This window comes from Sphingopyxis sp. BE259, assembly GCF_031457495.1.
Taxonomy (GTDB): domain Bacteria; phylum Pseudomonadota; class Alphaproteobacteria; order Sphingomonadales; family Sphingomonadaceae; genus Sphingopyxis.
The window spans coordinates 2,129,723-2,148,496 of the sequence record NZ_JAVDWM010000001.1; the positions used below are offsets into that span (position 1 = coordinate 2,129,723).

Annotated in this window: 19 protein-coding genes; 10 read left to right on the forward strand and 9 right to left on the reverse strand. The window is 64.9% G+C overall.

What is annotated here, in order from left to right; genetic code table 11:
• Positions 1-106 precede the first annotated feature (106 nt).
• The gene (locus J2X44_RS10315) at positions 107-1,087 is read left to right on the forward strand and encodes a 2OG-Fe(II) oxygenase (protein WP_310083398.1); all 981 of its coding nucleotides are present in this window, start codon (positions 107-109) and stop codon (positions 1,085-1,087) included.
• 6 nt (positions 1,088-1,093) lie between these two features.
• On the opposite strand, the gene dprA is transcribed toward J2X44_RS10315, so the two are convergent.
• A complete protein-coding gene (gene dprA, locus J2X44_RS10320) occupies positions 1,094-2,179 on the reverse strand; it encodes a DNA-processing protein DprA (RefSeq protein ID WP_310083400.1) in 1,086 nt (361 codons plus the stop codon).
• Positions 2,176-2,796, reverse strand: coding sequence for a glycerol-3-phosphate 1-O-acyltransferase PlsY (plsY, locus tag J2X44_RS10325; RefSeq protein ID WP_310083403.1), 621 nt, complete (start codon positions 2,794-2,796; stop codon positions 2,176-2,178). Before plsY ends, dprA begins: the two co-directional genes overlap by 4 nt.
• A 214-nt stretch (positions 2,797-3,010) precedes the next feature.
• On the opposite strand from plsY, the gene murI reads away from it, so the two are divergent.
• The gene (gene murI, locus J2X44_RS10330) at positions 3,011-3,814 is read left to right on the forward strand and encodes a glutamate racemase (protein ID WP_310083406.1); all 804 of its coding nucleotides are present in this window, start codon (positions 3,011-3,013) and stop codon (positions 3,812-3,814) included.
• 3 nt (positions 3,815-3,817) lie between these two features.
• Here murI and J2X44_RS10335 read toward each other — a convergent pair whose 3' ends face one another.
• Positions 3,818-4,342, reverse strand: coding sequence for a hypothetical protein (locus J2X44_RS10335; protein ID WP_310083407.1), 525 nt, complete (start codon positions 4,340-4,342; stop codon positions 3,818-3,820).
• 201 nt (positions 4,343-4,543) lie between these two features.
• Between J2X44_RS10335 and hemA the strand changes: the two genes are divergently transcribed.
• Positions 4,544-5,764, forward strand: a complete 1,221-nt coding sequence (gene hemA, locus J2X44_RS10340) for a 5-aminolevulinate synthase (RefSeq protein WP_310083410.1) — start codon at positions 4,544-4,546, stop codon at positions 5,762-5,764.
• Positions 5,761-6,453 carry a nitroreductase gene (locus J2X44_RS10345; protein WP_310083412.1) on the forward strand — a complete coding sequence of 231 codons (693 nt, stop codon included), beginning with the start codon at positions 5,761-5,763 and terminating at the stop codon, positions 6,451-6,453. The genes hemA and J2X44_RS10345 overlap by 4 nt, the downstream gene beginning before the upstream one ends.
• 161 nt (positions 6,454-6,614) lie before the next feature.
• On the opposite strand, the gene J2X44_RS10350 is transcribed toward J2X44_RS10345, so the two are convergent.
• The 5 genes from J2X44_RS10350 to J2X44_RS10370 form a co-directional block, all read right to left on the reverse strand.
• Complete coding sequence (locus tag J2X44_RS10350) at positions 6,615-7,127, reverse strand: fasciclin domain-containing protein (protein WP_405053403.1); 513 nt, start codon at positions 7,125-7,127, stop codon at positions 6,615-6,617.
• A gap of 125 nt (positions 7,128-7,252) precedes the next feature.
• Positions 7,253-7,960: an anti-sigma factor domain-containing protein gene (locus tag J2X44_RS10355; RefSeq protein WP_310083418.1), complete on the reverse strand. Its 708-nt coding sequence runs from the start codon at positions 7,958-7,960 to the stop codon at positions 7,253-7,255.
• Entirely contained in the window at positions 7,953-8,531 is a 579-nt protein-coding gene (locus tag J2X44_RS10360; protein ID WP_310087005.1) for a sigma-70 family RNA polymerase sigma factor, read from the reverse strand. The genes J2X44_RS10355 and J2X44_RS10360 overlap by 8 nt, the downstream gene beginning before the upstream one ends.
• Before the next feature lie 105 nt (positions 8,532-8,636).
• Positions 8,637-9,080: a hypothetical protein gene (locus tag J2X44_RS10365; protein ID WP_310083421.1), complete on the reverse strand. Its 444-nt coding sequence runs from the start codon at positions 9,078-9,080 to the stop codon at positions 8,637-8,639.
• A gap of 49 nt (positions 9,081-9,129) precedes the next feature.
• Positions 9,130-10,119 carry a pyridoxal-phosphate dependent enzyme gene (locus tag J2X44_RS10370; RefSeq protein ID WP_310083424.1) on the reverse strand — a complete coding sequence of 330 codons (990 nt, stop codon included), beginning with the start codon at positions 10,117-10,119 and terminating at the stop codon, positions 9,130-9,132.
• A gap of 65 nt (positions 10,120-10,184) precedes the next feature.
• On the opposite strand from J2X44_RS10370, the gene J2X44_RS10375 reads away from it, so the two are divergent.
• The 4 genes from J2X44_RS10375 (at position 10,185) to J2X44_RS10390 (ending at position 14,208) form a co-directional block, all read left to right on the forward strand.
• On the forward strand, positions 10,185-11,393 hold the full coding sequence (locus J2X44_RS10375; RefSeq protein ID WP_310083427.1) for a saccharopine dehydrogenase family protein: 1,209 nt from the start codon (positions 10,185-10,187) through the stop codon (positions 11,391-11,393).
• 151 nt (positions 11,394-11,544) lie between these two features.
• The gene (locus J2X44_RS10380) at positions 11,545-11,895 is read left to right on the forward strand and encodes a DMT family protein (protein WP_310083429.1); all 351 of its coding nucleotides are present in this window, start codon (positions 11,545-11,547) and stop codon (positions 11,893-11,895) included.
• Positions 11,896-11,933: 38 nt separating this feature from the next.
• Positions 11,934-12,938: a N(4)-(beta-N-acetylglucosaminyl)-L-asparaginase gene (locus tag J2X44_RS10385; protein WP_310083431.1), complete on the forward strand. Its 1,005-nt coding sequence runs from the start codon at positions 11,934-11,936 to the stop codon at positions 12,936-12,938.
• 82 nt (positions 12,939-13,020) lie between these two features.
• Entirely contained in the window at positions 13,021-14,208 is a 1,188-nt protein-coding gene (locus tag J2X44_RS10390) for a carboxynorspermidine decarboxylase (protein WP_310083435.1), read from the forward strand.
• Here J2X44_RS10390 and J2X44_RS10395 read toward each other — a convergent pair.
• Positions 14,201-15,859, reverse strand: coding sequence for an FAD-dependent oxidoreductase (locus J2X44_RS10395; protein ID WP_310083438.1), 1,659 nt, complete (start codon positions 15,857-15,859; stop codon positions 14,201-14,203). The genes J2X44_RS10390 and J2X44_RS10395 overlap by 8 nt on opposite strands.
• Positions 15,860-16,114: 255 nt before the next feature.
• Between J2X44_RS10395 and J2X44_RS10400 the strand changes: the two genes are divergently transcribed.
• Both J2X44_RS10400 and J2X44_RS10405 read left to right on the forward strand, forming a co-directional pair.
• Complete coding sequence (locus J2X44_RS10400) at positions 16,115-17,308, forward strand: type III PLP-dependent enzyme (protein WP_310083440.1); 1,194 nt, start codon at positions 16,115-16,117, stop codon at positions 17,306-17,308.
• Between the two features lie 282 nt (positions 17,309-17,590).
• Positions 17,591-18,751: a helix-turn-helix transcriptional regulator gene (locus J2X44_RS10405; RefSeq protein ID WP_310083442.1), complete on the forward strand. Its 1,161-nt coding sequence runs from the start codon at positions 17,591-17,593 to the stop codon at positions 18,749-18,751.
• Positions 18,752-18,774: the final 23 nt, after the last annotated feature.

Here is an 18,774-nt window from a genome sequence, read left to right on the forward strand (position 1 = left end):
CACGTCGATTGCGACCGCTGCGGTGAACCATGCGTGAATTGTGCCCAGCCGACTGTGGCGGCGATCACATTGTCATCGCCGATGTGGCTGCGCTAAGGAGCGGCGCATGGTATCGCAGCATCGCTCCCAACAACCGCATCCGATCCTTGCCCGCGCGGAGGCACTGGCGGGCTCCGGACGACGCGACGAAGCCGTGTTGCTGGTCCGCCAGCTTGCGGCGCAGCGCGATCCCGACGGCCTGTTTGCGCTGGGTCGCATGTTGTGGGGCGGCGGGCTGATCGCAGTCGATCCAGTGGCAGCGCGGCAGCAGTTTGCGCTGGCGGCGCAAGCCGGCCATCGCGCCGCGCGCGTTCTGACCACAAATTTGCTGGCCAGCGGCATCGCCGGGCCGCGCGATTGGCCGACCGCGTTGACCCGGCTGGCGAGCGAAATTGCCATCGATCCGCGCCGGAAGGCGCAGATCGATCTGCTAGGGCGCATGTCGCTGACGACGGGCGGTGATCCCGAAAAACTGCGGGAGGGCGAGCGGCTGGCGGCAACGCCCGACGTCTTGCGCTTCGCGGGCTTTTGCACCGCTGCCGAATGTGCCTATCTGGTCGAGGTGGGTGGCCGCGGGTATCGCGCCGCCGAAATCCGCGATGGTCGCGGCGGCACCCGGCGCGATCCGATCCGCGACAGCGACGAGTTTACCATCCACTGGCTGATCGAGGATCCGGTGGTCCATGCAATCAATCGCCGCATCGCCGCGGTGGCGGGCAGCGATACCGATCGCGGCGAAGCGATGCAGCTGCTGCGCTATCGCCCCGGCCAGCAATATCGCGCCCATTATGATTATAATCCGACGTTGGAGAATCAGCGCAGCCTGACCGCGCTCATCTACCTGAACCATGATTACAAAGGCGGCGAAACCGCGTTCGTCAAAACCGGCCTGAAGGTCAAAGGACGCAAGGGCGATCTGCTGTTGTTCCGCAACACGCTGCCCGACGGCGCGGTCGATCCGATGTCCGAACATGCCGGTCAACCGATCGTCAGCGGCACCAAATTCATCGCTTCGCGCTGGATCCACGAGCGAAAATTCGTGCCTTGATCGACATCAGGCGCGGCTGACCCGCGCCCCGGCATGGCGTTCGATACGCCCGGCCAGTTCCAGTTCGAGCAGCACGAGCTGGACCGCTGCCGCTGCGTGCCCCGACTGGCGCACCAATTCATCGACCGCAACCGGCGTCGGGCCGAGCAAGTCGATCACCGTCCGGCGCGCACCATCGCCCGTAACGTCCCCCACCGCCGCGAGGGTGTAACGCTGCACAGGTTCACGGACCATGCGAGCATCGATCGATCCCACTGCCTCGATCACGTCGTCGACGGACTGGATCAGCGTCGCCCCCTCGCGAATCAGCAGATTGCAGCCCTGCGCGCGCGGGTCGAGCGGCGATCCGGGGACCGCCATCACCTCGCGCCCATAATCCCCAGCCCGGCGCGCGGTGATCAGCGATCCTGACCGCGGCGCTGCCTCGATCACCACCGTCCCGTGCGCCAGCCCGGCGATGATCCGGTTGCGCGACGGGAAATGACGCGCCAACGGCTCGCTGCCCGGCGGCTGTTCGGCGATCAGCAACTGGTCGGTCGCGATCTTTTCCTGGAGCGCGGCATTTTCGGGCGGAAAGGCGATGTCGATGCCGCTGGCGATCACTCCCACCGTCGATCCGCCAAGCGCGCCGATATGCGCCGCGGTATCGACGCCGCGCGCCAGCCCGCTGACCACCGTCACGTCGCGCGCCGTCAGATCGGCGGCGAGTTGACGCGCGAACCGGCACGCGATCGCCGAGGCATTGCGCGCGCCGACGATTGCCACGCACGGGCGCCGCAGCATCGCGGCGTCGCCGCGCACGACGATCACCGGCGGAGCGCCTTCGACTTCGCGCAGCAGCGGCGAATATTCGGGCTCGTCGCTGAAAACATGCCGCGCGCCAAGGTCGGCCGCGCGGGCAAACTCACGCTCTGCCACATCGGCGGGCGCGATCCGCGCCTTGCCCGCCCCACCGCGCAGGACGAGATCGGGCAGCGCGTCGAGCGCCGCCTCGCCCGATCCGAAGCGCTGCATCAGCTGATGCCAGCTGACCGGCCCGACATGCGGGGTGCGGATCAGCCGCAGCCGTGCCAGCCGCTCGGCTGGGGTCATGCGCCCCCAACCTCTTTCGCGCCGTCTTTCCTGGCACCGATCCGCGGCTCGGTCCCGGCGCGCAGCCGCGCGATATTGTCGCGATGCCGCCACAGCACGATCACCGCCAGACCCGCGAGACCGATGGCATAGACCGGATGACCGAACGCCAGCGCCGCAAGCGGCGCCGCGACCGCCCCCAGCATCCCGCCGAGCGACGAAATCCGCAGCACCAGCACCGCGCCGATCCACACCGCGGCAAAGACCAGCCCGATCGGCCAGGCCAGCGCGAGCGTCAGACCGAGCAGCGTTGCCACGCCCTTGCCGCCGCGGAGCTTCAGCCACACCGGGTAACAATGGCCGATCATCGCCGCCGCGCCCGCGATCATCGCGCCCTGGTCGCCAGTTTCGGGCAAAAATTGCCGTGCCAGCAACACCGCCACCGCGCCCTTCGCGCCGTCGAGGATCAACGTCGCCGCTGCCAGCCCCTTGCGCCCTGTCCGCAGCACATTGGTGGCGCCGATATTGCCCGATCCGATCTGCCGCAGATCGCCCGCGCCGAACAGGCGCGTCAGGATGACGCCAAAGGGGATCGAACCGAGCAGATAGCCCATGGCAATCAGCGATAAAGTCGTCATGGCAATCCTTGCTCCGTTCGCGGCGATAGTGGCGAAGTTGGTGGGCGCGATCAATGGTTTCGGCTACCGATAAGGTCAGAATGGACAATTACCGTCGCCCCCGCGCAGGCGGGGGCCGCTGGACAGGTAGCGTATGACCGATGGCGGCCCCCGCCTGCGCGGGGGCGACGGTTAGGTAATTGAGCCCCGCCCTCCCCCCTGCTAGTCGCCGCGCATGAACCCAGCACCCGACGCCCCCATCCTCTTTTTCGACTCCGGCCTCGGCGGCCTCACCGTCCTTGGTCCAACCCGTGCGCTGCTGCCCACCGCGCCGATCGTTTATGCCGCCGACTATGCCGGGTTGCCCTATGGCCAGAAAAGCGAGGCTGAACTCGCGGCGCGCGTCCCGGCGCTGCTTGGCCGCCTTGTCGAACGCTATCAGCCGCGGCTCGCGGTGATCGCCTGCAACACCGCCTCGACGATCGCCCTTACCCACGTCCGTGCCGCGCTCGACCTGCCGATCGTCGGCACGGTGCCCGCGATCAAACCTGCCGCGGCCCTCACAAAAAGCGGGGTCATCGGGGTGCTCGGCACCGAAGCGACGGTTCGCCAGCCCTATGTCGACGACCTCAGCGCGCGCTTTGCGGGCGGCACGACCGTGCTGCGCCACGGCAGTCCGGGCCTGGTCACCGGTGCCGAGGCCAAGCTGCACGGCGAACCGGTCGATCGCGCCATCATCGCGCGCGCCATCGCCGGGCTGCGCGATCAACCAAACGGCGATGCGATGGACGTGATCGTCCTCGCCTGCACCCATTTCCCGTTGCTGGCGGACGAATTGCAGGCCGCCGCCGGTCCGGGTGTCACATTGATCGACGGCGCCGACGGCATCGCGCGGCGGATCGCCGACCTGACGCAGGGTCAGCCCTGGCCCACCACCGCAACCCCCGGCCTGGCGGTATTCACCCGCAGCGCCGACCGCCCGCCGCCGCCACTGGCGACGCTGGCGCCCTATGGCATCGACCGGATCGAGACGATCTGATTGCTATTCGCGTCCCGCGGCGCACGCCGCCAACCAGGCGTGATCGTCCGGCGCTGGCCCCTGCGCGCCCAGAGTGCGAACGCGCGGCATCCCCATGCCCGGCTTGACGCCCTTGCAACTGGCGGCGGTGTCGCCCGCTCCGACAAACAGGCGGCCGCGACACTGGAACAGCTTGTCGTCCGAAGCGCCCCAGCCGATTTTCGCGGCATCGCGCGGCGCTCGCCCGGTGCAATAAGTGTCGGTTTCCGATCCCGGATCGCCGCAGATCTTTTCGATCCGCGCAGCATTGCCAGTCACCGTGCCGACAAACCGCTGTTCATAATAGGCGCTGGTCGCAAAATAACGCTGGACCCCGCACACGCGGCGCCCACGCTGCACCAGCAATTTGTAGGAGCATATTTCCGCCTCTCGATATGTCTCACAGGACATCCACGCGCCTTCGAAAGGCGCAGGGGCCCACGCCGGGGCAGGTGCCGACACCGCTAGTGCGGCGGCGACCGGCATCAGGGTAACAAGCAAGCGACGCATGATGATCTGGCTCCCATTTGACAGCTTCTGGTCGCGGCTTAGGCGCTAACCGTCAACCTACCGGTGCAATTGATCACAGTGATCGCCTCAATGACTTGCGAATCGTTCGCACTGGATTTTGGCTCCATTCGCCGTTATTGGCCCGCCTGTTAATAGCCGTCCTGAACGAGCGGCGCGGGAACCTGACTGCGGGGCCGGAACTTGAACTATAACGACATCTTCGCTCGCGCGATCGACCGGCTGCATGAAGAGGGGCGCTACCGCGTCTTCATCGACATCCTGCGCAACCGCGGCGCCTTTCCGAACGCACGCTGTTTTGCAGGGCACAATGGCCCCAAGCCGATCACCGTCTGGTGTTCGAACGACTATCTTGCGATGGGTCAGCATCCGAAGGTCGTCGAAGCGATGGAAGCGGCGTTGCACGACGTCGGCGCCGGTTCGGGCGGCACCCGCAACATCGGCGGCAACACCCATTACCATATCGACCTCGAGCATGAGCTTGCCGACCTGCACGGCAAAGACGGCGCTCTGCTGTTCACGTCGGGCTATATCTCCAATGAGGCGACGCTCGGCACGCTTGGCAAATTGCTGCCGAACTGCATCATCTATTCGGACGAATTGAACCACGCCTCGATGATCGCGGGCATTCGCAATTCGGGCTGCGAAAAGCGGGTGTGGCGCCACAACGACCTCGCCCATCTCGAAGAATTGATGGCGCAGGACGATCCCGAAGCCGCCAAGCTGATCGCTTTTGAAAGCGTCTATTCGATGGACGGCGACGTCGCCCCGATCCACGCGATCTGCGATCTCGCCGAAAAATACAACGCTCTCACCTATTGCGACGAAGTCCATGCCGTCGGCATGTACGGCCCGCGCGGCGGCGGCATTACCGACCGCGACGAGGCCGCCGACCGGGTGACGATCATAGAGGGGACGCTGGGCAAGGCGTTCGGCGTCATGGGCGGCTACATCGCCGCCGACAAGAATATCATCGACGTCATCCGCAGCTATGCGCCGGGCTTCATCTTCACGACCAGCCTGTCGCCGGTGCTCGTCGCCGGGGTACTCGCCAGCGTTCGCCACTTGAAGCAATCGAGCGTCGAGCGCGAAGCGCAGCAAGCCGCCGCCGCCTATCTCAAGGCGAGCTTCCGCGACGCCGGTCTGCCGGTGATGGATTCGACGACACACATTGTGCCGTTGATGGTCGGCGATCCGGTGCGCGCGAAAAAGATCAGCGACATATTGCTCGCCGAATATGGCGTTTACGTCCAGCCGATCAATTTCCCGACCGTGCCGCGCGGCACCGAACGGCTGCGCTTCACCCCCGGGCCAGCGCATGACGAAGCGATGATGCGCGACCTGACCGAGGCGCTGGTGGAAATCTGGGGCCGGTTGGAACTGGGGCTGGCGAAAGCCGCGTGAGCGACGCGATCGGTTTTGACGACGTCGTGACGGGACGCCGCTCGATCCGCGGCTTTCTGGACAAGTCTGTCCCCAAAGCCCTGATTGCGGAGGTCATCGAGATCGCGATGCGCGCGCCCTCGTCCTACAACAATCAGTGCTGGAATTTTTCGGTCGTCACCGGCGCCCCGCTCGACGCGATCCGCCGCGGCAACACCGACGGCATTTTGGCGGGAAAGCCCGACAGCCGAGAATTTCGGACCTTCACCGTCGTTCCCGACGAGCATCGCGGCCGCCAGATCGAAGTCGCCAAACAATTGTTTGGAGCGATGGGCATCGAGCGCGACGACAAGGACGGGCGGCAGGATTGGGTGCTGCGCGGCTTTCGCCAGTTCGACGCGCCGGTCAGCATCGTCGTCACCTACGATCGCGTTCTGCTCGGCAGCGACATCGCGCCGTTCGATTGCGGCGCCGTCACCAACGCGCTGGTCAACGCCGCCTGGTCGCGCGGGCTCGGCTGCGTGATCAACAGCCAGGGCATCATGCAAAGCCCGGTGGTGCGCGAACACGCCAAAATCCCCGACGATCAGGTGATCATGATCTGCGTCGCGCTCGGCTGGCCCGACGAAGACTTTCCCGCCAATGCGGTGGTGTCCAACCGCAAAAGCGTCGAGGCCGCAGCGCGGTTCGTGGGGTTCGACGAAGCCTGATCGTCGCCCCCGCGTAGGCGGGAGCCGCTGCCGTCATGCGGCAGCGAAGCTGAGCAGCGCCGCCAACGGCCCCCGCTTTCGCGGGCGCGACGCTTTGCGCCGCAATGCGGCCCGTCCCGGGAGGGAGTTGGACGGACCGCACCTGTTACCGGACGAAGGGGTTAGCCCGGCAGCAATACGCCGTCGACGACATGGATGACGCCGTTCGACTGCTTCACGTCGGCGATGGTGATCTGCGCCTGGCCGCCCTTGGCGTCGGTCACATACCATTTGCCATCCTTGCCCCACACGGTCAGCTTGGCGCCCTGAACCGTGGTCAGCACGGCCTTGCCGCCGTTCGCCTTGGCATTGGCGGCCAGATCGGCGGCGGTCAGGGTGCCGGGCACGACGTGATAGGTCAGCACTGCGGTCAGAGTGCCCTTGTTTTCAGGCTTCAGCAGCGTGTCGACAGTGCCCGCAGGCAGCTTGGCGAACGCGGCATTGGTCGGGGCGAACACGGTGAACGGACCTGGGCTGGCAAGCGTATCGACCAGGCCAGCGGCCTGCACCGCGGCGACCAGCGTCGTGTGATCCTTTGAATTGACGGCATTTTCGACGATGTTTTTCGTCTCATACATCGCGGCACCGCCAACCATCGGGTTGGCGAGCGCGACGCCGCCCCCGGCAACCATCATCAAAACAGCGAGCGACGCGGAGAGTTTGGAAAGTTTCATCATACGATCCTCTGGTTTCTGGCAGCCCGGAAATGCAGACTGCGCCGCAGCTACGGCGGCCACCCGGCGGCGGATGCACGGCTGCGTCAGATCGTGATGATTTTTCCCGAAGCCACCGCAACGCCGCTCGGCGCCGGATGCGGCGTCTTTGACACCGGCTCCATCGTGATCGCCAGCGTTGCACCTTCGGTCATCAACAGACGGTGCGGCGGCGGCATCGTCATTTGGGCCTCTCCCGCATGACCAATCTGGCCAAGCGAGACGGGCGGGCCGCCCTCGGGGATGACCCACAGCTCGGGCGCCAGCGTTCCGGGTTCAAAGCCGTGGATACGTAGCTGCATCAGCCCATTGCTCTGGTTATAGCGCGCCAGCACCAACGGCCCCGCCGCGTCGCTCTCGATCCGCGCCACCGCGAGTTGCGGTGCATCGGGGGTCGGCGTCGGCACCAGCTGGGTGATGAGCACAAATGCCAGCGCGGCTGCGACAGCACCCGACAACAGCGCCCCGGCGCGCCAACGACGCAGGCGCGTTTCGATTGCAACAACCTTATCGGCGGGGGCATCCGCCAGCTGCCGCTCTATGCTGCTCCATACTGCAGCACTAGGTTCGGCATCGGCCCACTCGCCGTGCAGCGGCGCCAGCTTCGCTTCCCACGCCGCTACAAGCGCGGCGAAAGCCGGATCGCTGAGCGACAGCCGCAATGCATCGGCGCGCGCCGACCCTTCGAGCAGGCCCAGCCCCAGTTCAGCGGCGAGTGCGTCGCGTTCCTCGGCAGGCGTCAGATGGTCATCCATCGCCAAGACAATCCTTCAGGCGCAGCAACCCGCGCCGTATCCAGCTTTTCATCGTCCCCAGCGGCACATTTTCGCGTTCGGCCAGCTCGGCATAGGTCGATCCGTCGAAAAAGGCAGCGCGGATGCACAAGCGGGTGCGATCTTCGAGTTCGCCCAAGCAGCGGTGCAACTGCTCGCCCTCCTCCGCCGCCACCAGCGACTGGTCGGCGCGCGGTGCATCGTCGGCCACCGCCAAGGCCGCTTGTTCGGGCAGGGTGTCGCGAATCGCCCGGCCCGCAACCGACCGCCGCCAGTCGATCGCGGCGTTGCGCGCGATCGTCGCCAGCCAGGTGATCGGGCTGGCGCGCCCGGCATCGAACTGCCCCGCGCGCTCCCACACCTTGATATAGACGGTCTGCAAAACATCCTCCGCGCTGGCCCTCTCACCGCAGATACGGAGGCAAATTCCAAATAGTTTCGCGGCGGTCATGTCATAGACTTGGCGCAGCGCCGCGCGGTCGCCGCGTCCGACCATCGCCAATGCCGCCGCCAGTCGCGTTCGCGCCTCGTCGGCACCTGATGACCATTGCATATCGCTCACAACGCCAAGTCGTAGTGAAGTGGCGGGATTATACAAGCGGCGGCGGCGGGTTAGCGGCGCCGCCGCACCCCCGACGATGCCAAAGGATGCGCGGCATCAATCGCGGCAATAGCCTTCGCCGTCCTTGACCTTGAGGCAATCTTTCTTGCCCGCCAGATATTTCAGGCCCGTCGCGTCGCCGGTCGAGGCCGTCAACGTCAGGGTCTCACCGCCACGCGTGAACGTAATGCCGCCGTCGCCGTCGCTGCCATCATAGGTGCCCTTGGTGTCGAGGTCGGACTGCATCTCCAGCTTGTATTTGCCGGGTTCGGCGGTCGTGATCGTCGCATACATGCCCTCGACCCCCGTCCATTTGCCCGCCCACGCCGCGTAGCGATGCGATGCCGCAGCCGGACCGGCCGCATCGGCGCCTTCGGACGGCGCGGCTTCGACCGGTACTTCGGTCGTCGTCGGTTCGGCGGGTGCCGGCGCTTCCGCCTTTTCGCAGCCTGCCAGCACCACCAGCGCCGCGGCGCTCGCCCAGATCAAACGCTTTTGCATATCGCTTCTCCTCTGCCGTCCCAACGCGCCCGCGCTGATATATATCCCATTACCCCGTCAGTATCTCCGCATAATGCTGCGGATCGACATTCCCGCCTGACAGGGTGACCAGTGTCGCTTCGCCCAATTCCACCTTGCCTGCCAGCACAGCCGCCAGCGCCGCCGCGCCGCCGGGTTCGACGACCAGATGTAGCCGTTCGAATGCGACGCGCATCGCATGGCGCACCTCCTCGCGCGTCACGACCACCCCGCGAACGCCGCGCGCCTGCAATACCGCAAAATTGATCGGCCATGTCTGCGGCGTCTGCAAGGCATCGCATTCGGTCGGATAGGCCAGATCCTCGACAGCCAGAATTTTTCCCGCCGCCAGGCTGCGCGTCACATCGTCCCAGCCTTCGGGTTCGACCGCGATAATCTCGGCGTCGGGGCAAGCCAGCGCCAGCCCGGCGGACAATCCGCCACCGCCGCAGCATGCGATCACTTTATCGGGCCCGGCAAGGCCTCGCGCCGCCAGCTGCGCGCGCGCCTCGATCCCGGCACTGCCCTGCCCCTCAATGATCCACGGATCGCCATAGGCATGGACCAGCGTTCCGCCGCGATCCTCGAGCAGCTTTGCAGCGACTGCATCGCGCGACTCGGTCACCCGGTCGTACAGTATGACCTCGGCGCCTAGCGCGCGCGTTGCCGCCAGTTTCATCTTCGGCGCATTGCTGGGCATCACGATCGTCGCCGCGATGCCCAGCCGTTTCGCCGCCCACGCAACCCCCTGCGCGTGGTTGCCGCTGGACACCCCGACCACGCCCGCCGCCGCGTCTTCGGGGCTCAGATCGGTGAGGCGGTGCCAGGCGCCGCGAATCTTGAATGCCCCCACGGGTTGCAGGCATTCGGCCTTGCACCAGATCGTCCGGCCATCGACCTCCATCGGCAACAAGGGGGTCAAAGGCAGCAGTTCGGCGACCTTGGCGGCAGCGCGTTCGACGCCCGCCAGCGTCGGGGCGCGGTTCGGGCTCAAGAGGGGATCGGGGCTTTGCTGTGTCATCGCTTCGTCCTATAGCGCCCGGCATACAAGACAAGGCGGCAGAGGTCCGCGACAGGAGATTTTCGATGAGCAAGGTTCTGGTGATCGGCGCGGGTGGCGTCGGTTCGGTCGCGGTGCACAAAATGGCGATGAACGCCGACATTTTTCCCGACATCACACTGGCCAGCCGCCGCAAGTTCAAATGCGACGCGGTCGCCGAATCGGTCAAGGCACGCACCGGCGTCACGATCAAGACTGCCGAAGTCGATGCCGACCATATCGACGCCACTGCGGCGCTGATCCGCGAAATCGGCGCAACGCATGTCGTGAACCTGGCCCTGCCCTATCAGGATCTGACGATCATGGAAGCATGCCTGTCCACCGGCGCCCACTATATGGACACCGCGAATTACGAGCCGCGCGACGAGGCGAAGTTCGAATATCATTGGCAGTGGGCGTATCACGACCGGTTCAAGGATGCGGGGCTGATGGCGCTGCTCGGCTCGGGCTTCGACCCCGGCGTGACCAGCGTGTTCACGACCTGGCTGAAGAAACATCACTTCGCGCGCATCGACACGCTCGACATTCTCGATTGCAACGGCGGCGATCATGGCCAGCATTTTGCGACCAACTTCAACCCCGAGATCAACATCCGCGAAGTGACAGCGGTTGCGCGGCATTGGGAAAATGGCGACTGGGTCGAAACCCCGCCGATGTCGGTGAAGCAAAAATTCGACTTCGAAGCGGTCGGCGAAAAGACGATGTACCTCATGTATCATGAGGAGATCGAAAGCCTGAAAACGCACCTCCCCGAAATCCAGCGCATCCGCTTCTGGATGACCTTTGGCGAGGCCTATATCACCCACCTCAATGTGCTCCAGAACGTCGGCATGACGCGCATCGACCCGGTGATCTACGAAGGACGCGAGATCATTCCGCTGCAATTCCTGAAAGCCGTGCTGCCCGAACCGTCGAGCCTGGGCGAGACCACCAAGGGCAAGACCAACATCGGCGTCATCGCCACCGGTCTGGGTCAGGACGGCAAGGAAAAGACGCTCTACCTCTACAACATCTGCGACCATGAGGACGCCTATGCCGAAACCGGCAATCAGGCGGTCAGCTACACCACCGGCGTCCCCGCGATGATCGGTGCGGCGATGATGGTTACGAATACGTGGGGCGGCGACGGGGTGTTCAACATGGAGCAGATGGACCCCGATCCGTTCATGGCCATGCTGAATGATCACGGCCTGCCTTGGCAGGTGAAAGAACTGGACGGGCCGCTAGATTTCTAACGCGGCAGATAACCTCAATCCCGTTCGTGCTGAGCTTGTCGAAGCACCGTTCTTTCTTTCAGCACCAAAAGAAAGAGCGGCCCTTCGACAAGCTCAGGGCGAACGGAGTAGGGTCGTCTTTCCGCGATTCACGGCGGACGAAGGACAAGCCATGACCGCCTATCTCGCCCCGATCGGGCTGCTGATCATCTCGAACATTTTCATGACCTTTGCCTGGTATGGGCATCTGGGTGATGTATCGCGGCCGTTGTGGCTCGCGGTGCTGATCGCGTGGGGCATCGCCTTCTTCGAATATTGCCTCGCGGTGCCCGCCAACCGCATCGGCTATGGCGTCTACACCGCCGCCGAACTCAAGACCTTGCAGGAAGTCATCACCCTGGTCATATTCGCAGGGTTCGCGGTCTTCTGGCTCGGTGAGAAGCTCACCGTGAACCATCTCGTCGGCTTTGGCTTTATCGCGGCGGGCGCCTTTTTCATCTTCAAGGGACCGATTGCGGCCTGACCTCCGCCCCGCTAGCCTCGCATCACGGAGGATCGGCGATGGCAACAGATGATCGGGGCATTTCACGGCGGACGTTCGGGGTCGGCGCGGCAGGACTGGCCACCCTCGGCGCGTCACAGGCGTCGGCGAAACCGGCAAAGCCGAAAACGATCCCGACGGGCCAGCCCTTCATCCTGACGACATGGGACTTCGGCCCCGGCGCCAACGCCGTCGGCTGGCCGATTCTCGCAGGCGGCGGTTCGGCGCTCGACGTCGTCGAATCCGCAATCAACCATGTCGAACTGCTTGGCGATTATTGGGTCGGCGCCGGAGGCGTTCCGAACGAGGTCGGCGAGACCACCCTCGATGCGATGATCATGTGGGGGCCGACGCACGATGCGGGCGCGGTCGGTTGCCTCAAGCGCGTAAAGAAAGCGATCTCGGTCGCGCGCAAGGTGATGGAGGAAACCCAGCACAGCCTGATCGTCGGCGACGATGCGACGCGCTTTGCGGCGCGTGTTGGCTTTACCGAAACCTCGCTGACCAGCGTCGTGTCGCAGCAGGCGTGGGACAAATGGGCCGCCAAGGGCGAGAAAACCAACGCGTTCGCTCCCGAACCGATCGGAAAAAATCCGAAACTCGCCGGACATGACACGGTCGGCAGCATCGCGCTCGATGCCGCGGGCAATTTGTGCGTCGGCTGCTCGACCAACGGGCGCGAGTTCAAGATCCCGGGCCGCGTCGGCGATTCGCCGATCATCGGCGCGGGTGCCTATGTCGATCAGGCGATCGGCGCCGCAGTCGCGACGGGCAACGGCGATGTGATGATGCGGTTCCTGCCAACCTATCATGTCGTCGAACTGATGCGCGGCGGGATGGCCCCCCAGGCGGCGGCGGAGGCCACGATCCGGCGTATTGTCGATGCTGGATATGAAATCGACGGCGGCATCGCGGTCATCCGCCGCGACGGTAGGCACGGCGGCGCCAAGACCGGGTGGAAGGATACGCCGTTCAGCTATTCGGTCCAGACTGCGGCCGGAAATGTCAAAGTGCCCGTGGCATAGAAGCGCGGCGCCGGACCGGGATTTGGGCGGCCCCGGCGCAGCCCCCTTCCTTCACGGCGCCAAACCCCCTACATGGCCGCGCATGGAAACCAGAGCCGGCGACCCCGGGGCTTTTGCCCATTTCGACCTCACCCGCGTCCCCTCGCCCGCCTTTGTCGTGGATGCGGCAAAGATACGCGCCAATCTCTCGGTGCTGCGCCATATCGGCGATGCGTCGGGTGCGCGGGTACTCGCGGCGCTAAAGGCGTTTTCCATGTGGTCGCTGGGTCGCACCGTTACCGAATATCTCGACGGTGTCTGCGCCTCGGGGCTCTACGAGGCGAAGCTCGGCCGCGAGGAATATGGCGGCGCGGACGGGGACAAAGAGGTCGCGACCTATTGCGCCGGCTACAAGGAAGCCGACCTGCCCGAAATCGCGGCGCTGTCGGATCACCTCATCTTCAATTCGCCGGGGCAGATCGCCCGGTTTCGTCCGCTGCTGGATGACCTTCGCGCACAAGGGGCGACGTTCGACGTCGGTCTGCGGATCAACCCGATGCACAGCGAGGGCGAAACGCCGAAATACGACCCGGCGGCGCCGTGCAGCCGCCTGGGCTTTCCGGTCACCCAGCTGCTGCCCGAGCATATGCAGGGCATCGACGGCATTCATATGCATAGCCTGTGCGAACAGGATTTCCCGCCGCTCCAGCGCACTTGGGAAGCCGTGCAGCCGATGCTGCGGCCCTTCTTTGGCCAGCTCAAATGGATCAACTTCGGTGGTGGCCATCATGTGACACGCGCCGATTATCAGGTCGACGATCTGATCGCGTTCCTGAAACAGGTGCGCGCCGCGACCGACTGCGACGTGATGATCGAACCCGGTGAAGCGATCGCACTCGACGCTGGCATTCTTGTCGGAGAGATTCTCGACCTGTTCGACAATGGCATGCCGATCGGCATCACCGATATTTCGGCGACCTGCCACATGCCCGATGTCATCGAAGCGCCCTATCGCCCGGCGATGCTGGGCGAAGGCGATGAGGGGATGCCGGTGCGCCTTGGTGGCCCCTCATGCCTCGCGGGCGACGTCATCGGCGACTACCGCGTCCCCGGCGGCGCCCGCATCGGCGAGCGTTTCGCTTTCCTCGACCAAGCGCATTATTCGATGGTCAAAACCAACACCTTCAACGGCGTCCCGCTGCCGTCGATCTGGCTCTGGGACAGTGAGACTGACGAGCTCAAGCTGATCCGCGAGTTCGGGTATGAGGATTTCAAGACGCGCCTCAGTTGAGGTCCGCGCCGACCTCCGCCAGCGCCTGATGAATGTCGCTGACCACCACCGACCCCTCGCCGACCGACGACGCGACGCGCTTCACCGATCCCTTGCGGACATCGCCGATGGCATAGATGCGCGGCCAACTCGTCTCGTACCGGCTGGGCATCCGGTCGAGCGACCAGCCCGCCTTCACCAGTTCCATTGGCGAAATGTCGGCACCTGTTTTCACAAAGCCGCGCTCGTCGCACACCATTTCCTTTGGCAACCAGCCGGTGTTCGGGCTGGCGCCGAGGAACAGGAACAGGAAGCGGCAGTCGCAATGGCCTTCCTCGCCGGTCTCGCGGTCACGATAGGTAAGCCCGGCGAGCCCGTCGTCGCCATGCAGCGCGACCACGTCAGTCGACGGGATGATCTCGATGTTCGGATGGTCTTCGAGCCGCCTGACCAGATATTCGGACATCGTTTCGCGCAGGCTCTTGCGGCGAAAAATGACATAGACCTTCTTGGCAACGCCCGCGAGATAGATCGCCCCCTGCCCCGCCGAATTGCCCGAGCCGACGACCGTGACCTCGGCGTTGCCGCACAGCTGCGCTTCCATCGGGGTCGCGCCATAATAGATGCCGCGCCCTTCATAAGCCTCGATCCCCTCGATCGGCAGGCGCTGATATTGCGCGCCCGAAGCGACGACTACCGCGCGGCTGCGGAGCTTGCGCCCGTCGGCCAGATGAAGGCAATAGACGTCCTCGTCACGCATGATCGCCGTGCCGCGCACCGGCGCGACCAGCCGCGCGCCGAACTTCTGCGCCTGCACCGTCGCGCGCCGCGCCAGCTCATTGCCCGAAATGCCGGTCGGAAAGCCGAGGTAGTTCTCGATCTTTGACGATGTTCCGGCCTGTCCGCCCGGCGCGAGCGCGTCGAGCCCGATGACCGTCAGCCCTTCGGACGCCGCATAGACCGCCGCCGCCAACCCGCCCGGCCCGCTACCCACGACGATGACATCGGCGGTCGAGCCATCGGGAAGCAGGTCGAGCCCGAGCGCTGCCGCGAGCTGTTCGGGCGTCGGCTGGACCAGCACATCGGCGGCACCGAGGATGACGACTGGAAGTTGCTCCCCGTTGATATTGCGCTCGCCCATCAGGTGTCCGGCCACCGGCCCGTCGACGGGGTCGAACCAGCGATGTGCAACGCCATGCTTCATAAGCAGGTCGCGCAGCGCATAGACACTGCGATCCATTGCGGCGCCGATCACAATCGTCACCGCAAAACCGCGCTGGTTGCTGAACTCGCGCCGCGCCGAAAGCACCCGCACGAAAATGTCCGAATAATGCGAATTGCCGGCGATCAGCCGCTGGAAATCGGCGTGCTTGATCCGCAATATCTCGCCATCGGCGCCCATTTCGACCCGCGACAGATGCCGCTGCCCGGTCAGCACCGACAGATCGCCCGCGAACTGCCCGCGCTCCATCCACCCGACGCGCTTCCGACCTTCGTCGGTGGACGCAAAAATATCGGTATGGCCCGACAGGGTGATGATGCAATCGGGCGCCATTGCGCCCTCTTCGATGATCAGATCGCCAGCGCGATGCGATTCGACCGTACCGAACGCCAGCAGTTCCTGCAGCTCGGCATCAGAGAAAGTATGATTCACATCAGCAGGAGTAACCATGGCCAGCGCGTCCTTGTTGGCGTTGCAGAGGGGTTGCCTTAGCGCAGAGCTGATGCCCTGTCTCGATTTTGCCCCGTTCGGCGCGCTACTGCCCCGCTTCGCCCTTTGTGTTACTGCGGCGTTACAAAATTACGCGATGGGGTCTTTACATGGGGGGACCCCCTGCATATATCGCCGTCCGCTGCCCCAGGGGGACTTCCAATAACCGCAAGGCAGCCTTGTCGTTTACCGTTACACTTTTGGGGGTCCCTTGCATTGCACCAGCATCATAGCGCCCACGGGCTGATTCAGGCACTTTCGCCGGTCGAACCCGTCACGCTCGTCCGCCCGCACGCCGCGCGGCGCGCAGCGCGTTTCTTCATTGACCGGTTTCCCGGCACGACCATGTATGCGGTCAAGGCGAATCCGTCCGCTGACCTGCTGCGCGTGCTGTGGGATTCGGGCGTCACCCATTACGACGTCGCCTCGATCGCCGAGGTCCGACTGGTATCGCGCACCCTGCCGCAGGCGACGCTGTGCTTCATGCATCCGGTGAAGGCCGAGGAAGCGATTTCCGAAGCCTATTGGAAGCATGGCGTGCGCACCTTCTCGCTCGACACGATGGACGAACTGGAAAAGATCGTCCGCGCGACCGAAGGCGCCGCCGACCTCAACCTGCTCGTGCGCCTGCGAGTCTCGTCCGACCACAGCAAGCTCAGCCTCGCCGCCAAATTTGGCGCCGAAGCCGACGAAGTGGCCGAACTGCTGATGGCAACGCGGCAGGCCGCCGACGCGCTCGGCATCTGCTTCCACGTCGGCAGCCAGGCGATGACCCCGCACGCCTATGCCCAGGCGATGGAGCGCGTCCGCGCCGCGATCGTTGCCGCGTCGGTCACCGTCGACATCATCGATGTCGGGGGCGGTTTTCCGTCGTCCTATCCCGGCATGGAGCCTCCGCCGCTCGACGCCTATTTCGACACCATCCACCGCAGCTTCGAAAGCCTGCCGATCAGCTATTCGGCCGAACTGTGGTGCGAACCCGGCCGCGCGCTGTCGGCCGAGTATAGCTCGCTGATCGTCCGCGTCGAAAAGCGCCGCGGCGAAGAATTGTACATCAACGACGGCGCCTATGGCGCGCTGTTCGACGCCGCGCATGTCGGCTGGCGCTTCCCCGTGTCGCTGCAACGCGACGTCGAAAGCGATGCCGAGCTGGTGCCGTTCAGCTTCTATGGGCCGACCTGCGACGATCTAGACCATATGGCCGGCCCCTTCTTCCTGCCCGCGGACATCAAGGCGGGCGATTTCATCGAAATCGGCATGCTCGGTGCCTATGGCTGCGCGATGCGGACCAAGTTCAACGGCTTTGGCGCTGACGAAACCCACGTCGTCAGCGACGAGCCGATGGTCAGCCTCTACACCGGCGAAGTCGAACAGGAACGCCGCAGCGCGACGGTGACCAAGCTGTTCTGAACCGGTCGCATGATCGAAACAAACAGGGCTGGCGCAGCGATGCGACCAGCCCTTTTGTTTGCTGATGCAAAGAAGCCCGCCGGGTTGAGCCGACGGGCCTGAAGCGAACAGGATGGTCGTTGCGGACCATCCTGCCCTTGGGTCGCACCCGATCCATGCCCCATCCGGCGCGGGCTTTCGCTACCCATCTGGGTAGCGAAACGCATTTTTGTACGTTTCCGGCAGGATAATCGTGTATTGCTGTCACGCTACTGACCAATAGACCGCTTGCCGGGGAAGCGTGTGCCTGATGACGGTCCGATCTTTGCGCCGAGTCACAACGAACCCGCCGAATGGGAAACGCTGAATGCGCTGATCGGGCTCATCTACGATTCGGTCCTCCAGCCTGAACGCTGGAACGACACCCTCGCGCGGATCACCGGCGCGCTATGCCCGCTCAGTTGGGAAGCGGCATTCATTCTATGGGAAAGCAGCAATCCGCCGCGCGCGCGCTTCGTCGCGGCGACGGGGCTCGCCGCCGGGGTTCAGGAAATTTACGCGGCGGTTTATGCCGGCAACCACCCCTGGTCGCGCAAATTGATGCGTTACGGCAATGGCAGCGTCGTCGACAGCAACGACATCATGACCCGCGAAGAATTTGCCGAGTCCGCCTTTTTCCAGAACTTCCTTGCGCCGTGGGGGATCGACCGGATGGTCTGCGTCTTGCTCGACCGCCGCGGCGGCGAGCGGCTGGGCTTGATGCTGCCCGGCCCCGGCGACCGCGATGTCGAAACGCTCAAACGCGGGTTGCGCGTGTTGGCGCCCCATATCCAGCGCGCGATGCGGATCAGCGATCGCATCGCGACGCTCGAACTCGCGGTTGGTGCGGCGCGGGCGGCCGCCGATGTCGCGCCCTTCGCGATCTTCAGCCTCGACGATCAACTGAACATCCTCGCCGCCAACAGCCGCGCCGGCCGATATGAGGATGCCGGGGTCGTCCACCTCGCGCAGGGCCGCTTTGCCTTTGCTCACCCCGCCAGTCAGAAAAAACTGCTCGATCTGGTCCGGAGCGAGCATGCCGCAGGGCTCGCGTTTCAAACGATCGGCAATTCTGGGACCGAATGTCCGGTGCTCGTCGCCCGGATAACACCGCAAGCCGCGCAGCAGATCGGCGGCGTCACCGCCGGAGCCTCGCTGATCGTCACCCTGGGCAGCGCGCCGGGCGAAACCCCCGTCGTCGAGATCGACCGGGTCGCGCAATGGTTCGCCCTGACCCCGGCGGAAGCGCGGCTCGCGGTCGCACTCGCCGCGGGGCAATCGCTGCAAAGCTATGCCGCGCTGCGCGCCGTCAGCCTCAACGCTGTGCGTTTCCTGCTCAAAGGCATATTCCGAAAAACCGGCGCCACCAGCCAGGCACAGCTGGTCGCGATGCTGGCGCGCCTCCCGGCGGCTGGACAAAGCTAGACGCCACCCGCGCCTTTCGCGTT

Coding starts and splice junctions, on each gene's coding strand:
- J2X44_RS10350 (WP_405053403.1), bottom strand. CDS start 7,127: ATGATGGTTGCCGGGGGCGGCGTCGCGCTCGCCAACCCGATGGTTGGC.
- dprA (WP_310083400.1), bottom strand. CDS start 2,179: ATGACCCCAGCCGAGCGGCTGGCACGGCTGCGGCTGATCCGCACCCCG.
- J2X44_RS10380 (WP_310083429.1), top strand. CDS start 11,545: ATGACCGCCTATCTCGCCCCGATCGGGCTGCTGATCATCTCGAACATT.
- plsY (WP_310083403.1), bottom strand. CDS start 2,796: ATGACGACTTTATCGCTGATTGCCATGGGCTATCTGCTCGGTTCGATC.
- J2X44_RS10385 (WP_310083431.1), top strand. CDS start 11,934: ATGGCAACAGATGATCGGGGCATTTCACGGCGGACGTTCGGGGTCGGC.
- J2X44_RS10335 (WP_310083407.1), bottom strand. CDS start 4,342: ATGCGTCGCTTGCTTGTTACCCTGATGCCGGTCGCCGCCGCACTAGCG.
- J2X44_RS10375 (WP_310083427.1), top strand. CDS start 10,185: ATGAGCAAGGTTCTGGTGATCGGCGCGGGTGGCGTCGGTTCGGTCGCG.
- J2X44_RS10355 (WP_310083418.1), bottom strand. CDS start 7,960: ATGGATGACCATCTGACGCCTGCCGAGGAACGCGACGCACTCGCCGCT.
- J2X44_RS10370 (WP_310083424.1), bottom strand. CDS start 10,119: ATGACACAGCAAAGCCCCGATCCCCTCTTGAGCCCGAACCGCGCCCCG.
- J2X44_RS10395 (WP_310083438.1), bottom strand. CDS start 15,859: ATGGTTACTCCTGCTGATGTGAATCATACTTTCTCTGATGCCGAGCTG.
- murI (WP_310083406.1), top strand. CDS start 3,011: ATGAACCCAGCACCCGACGCCCCCATCCTCTTTTTCGACTCCGGCCTC.
- J2X44_RS10360 (WP_310087005.1), bottom strand. CDS start 8,531: ATGCAATGGTCATCAGGTGCCGACGAGGCGCGAACGCGACTGGCGGCG.
- J2X44_RS10315 (WP_310083398.1), top strand. CDS start 107: ATGGTATCGCAGCATCGCTCCCAACAACCGCATCCGATCCTTGCCCGC.
- J2X44_RS10390 (WP_310083435.1), top strand. CDS start 13,021: ATGGAAACCAGAGCCGGCGACCCCGGGGCTTTTGCCCATTTCGACCTC.
- J2X44_RS10365 (WP_310083421.1), bottom strand. CDS start 9,080: ATGCAAAAGCGTTTGATCTGGGCGAGCGCCGCGGCGCTGGTGGTGCTG.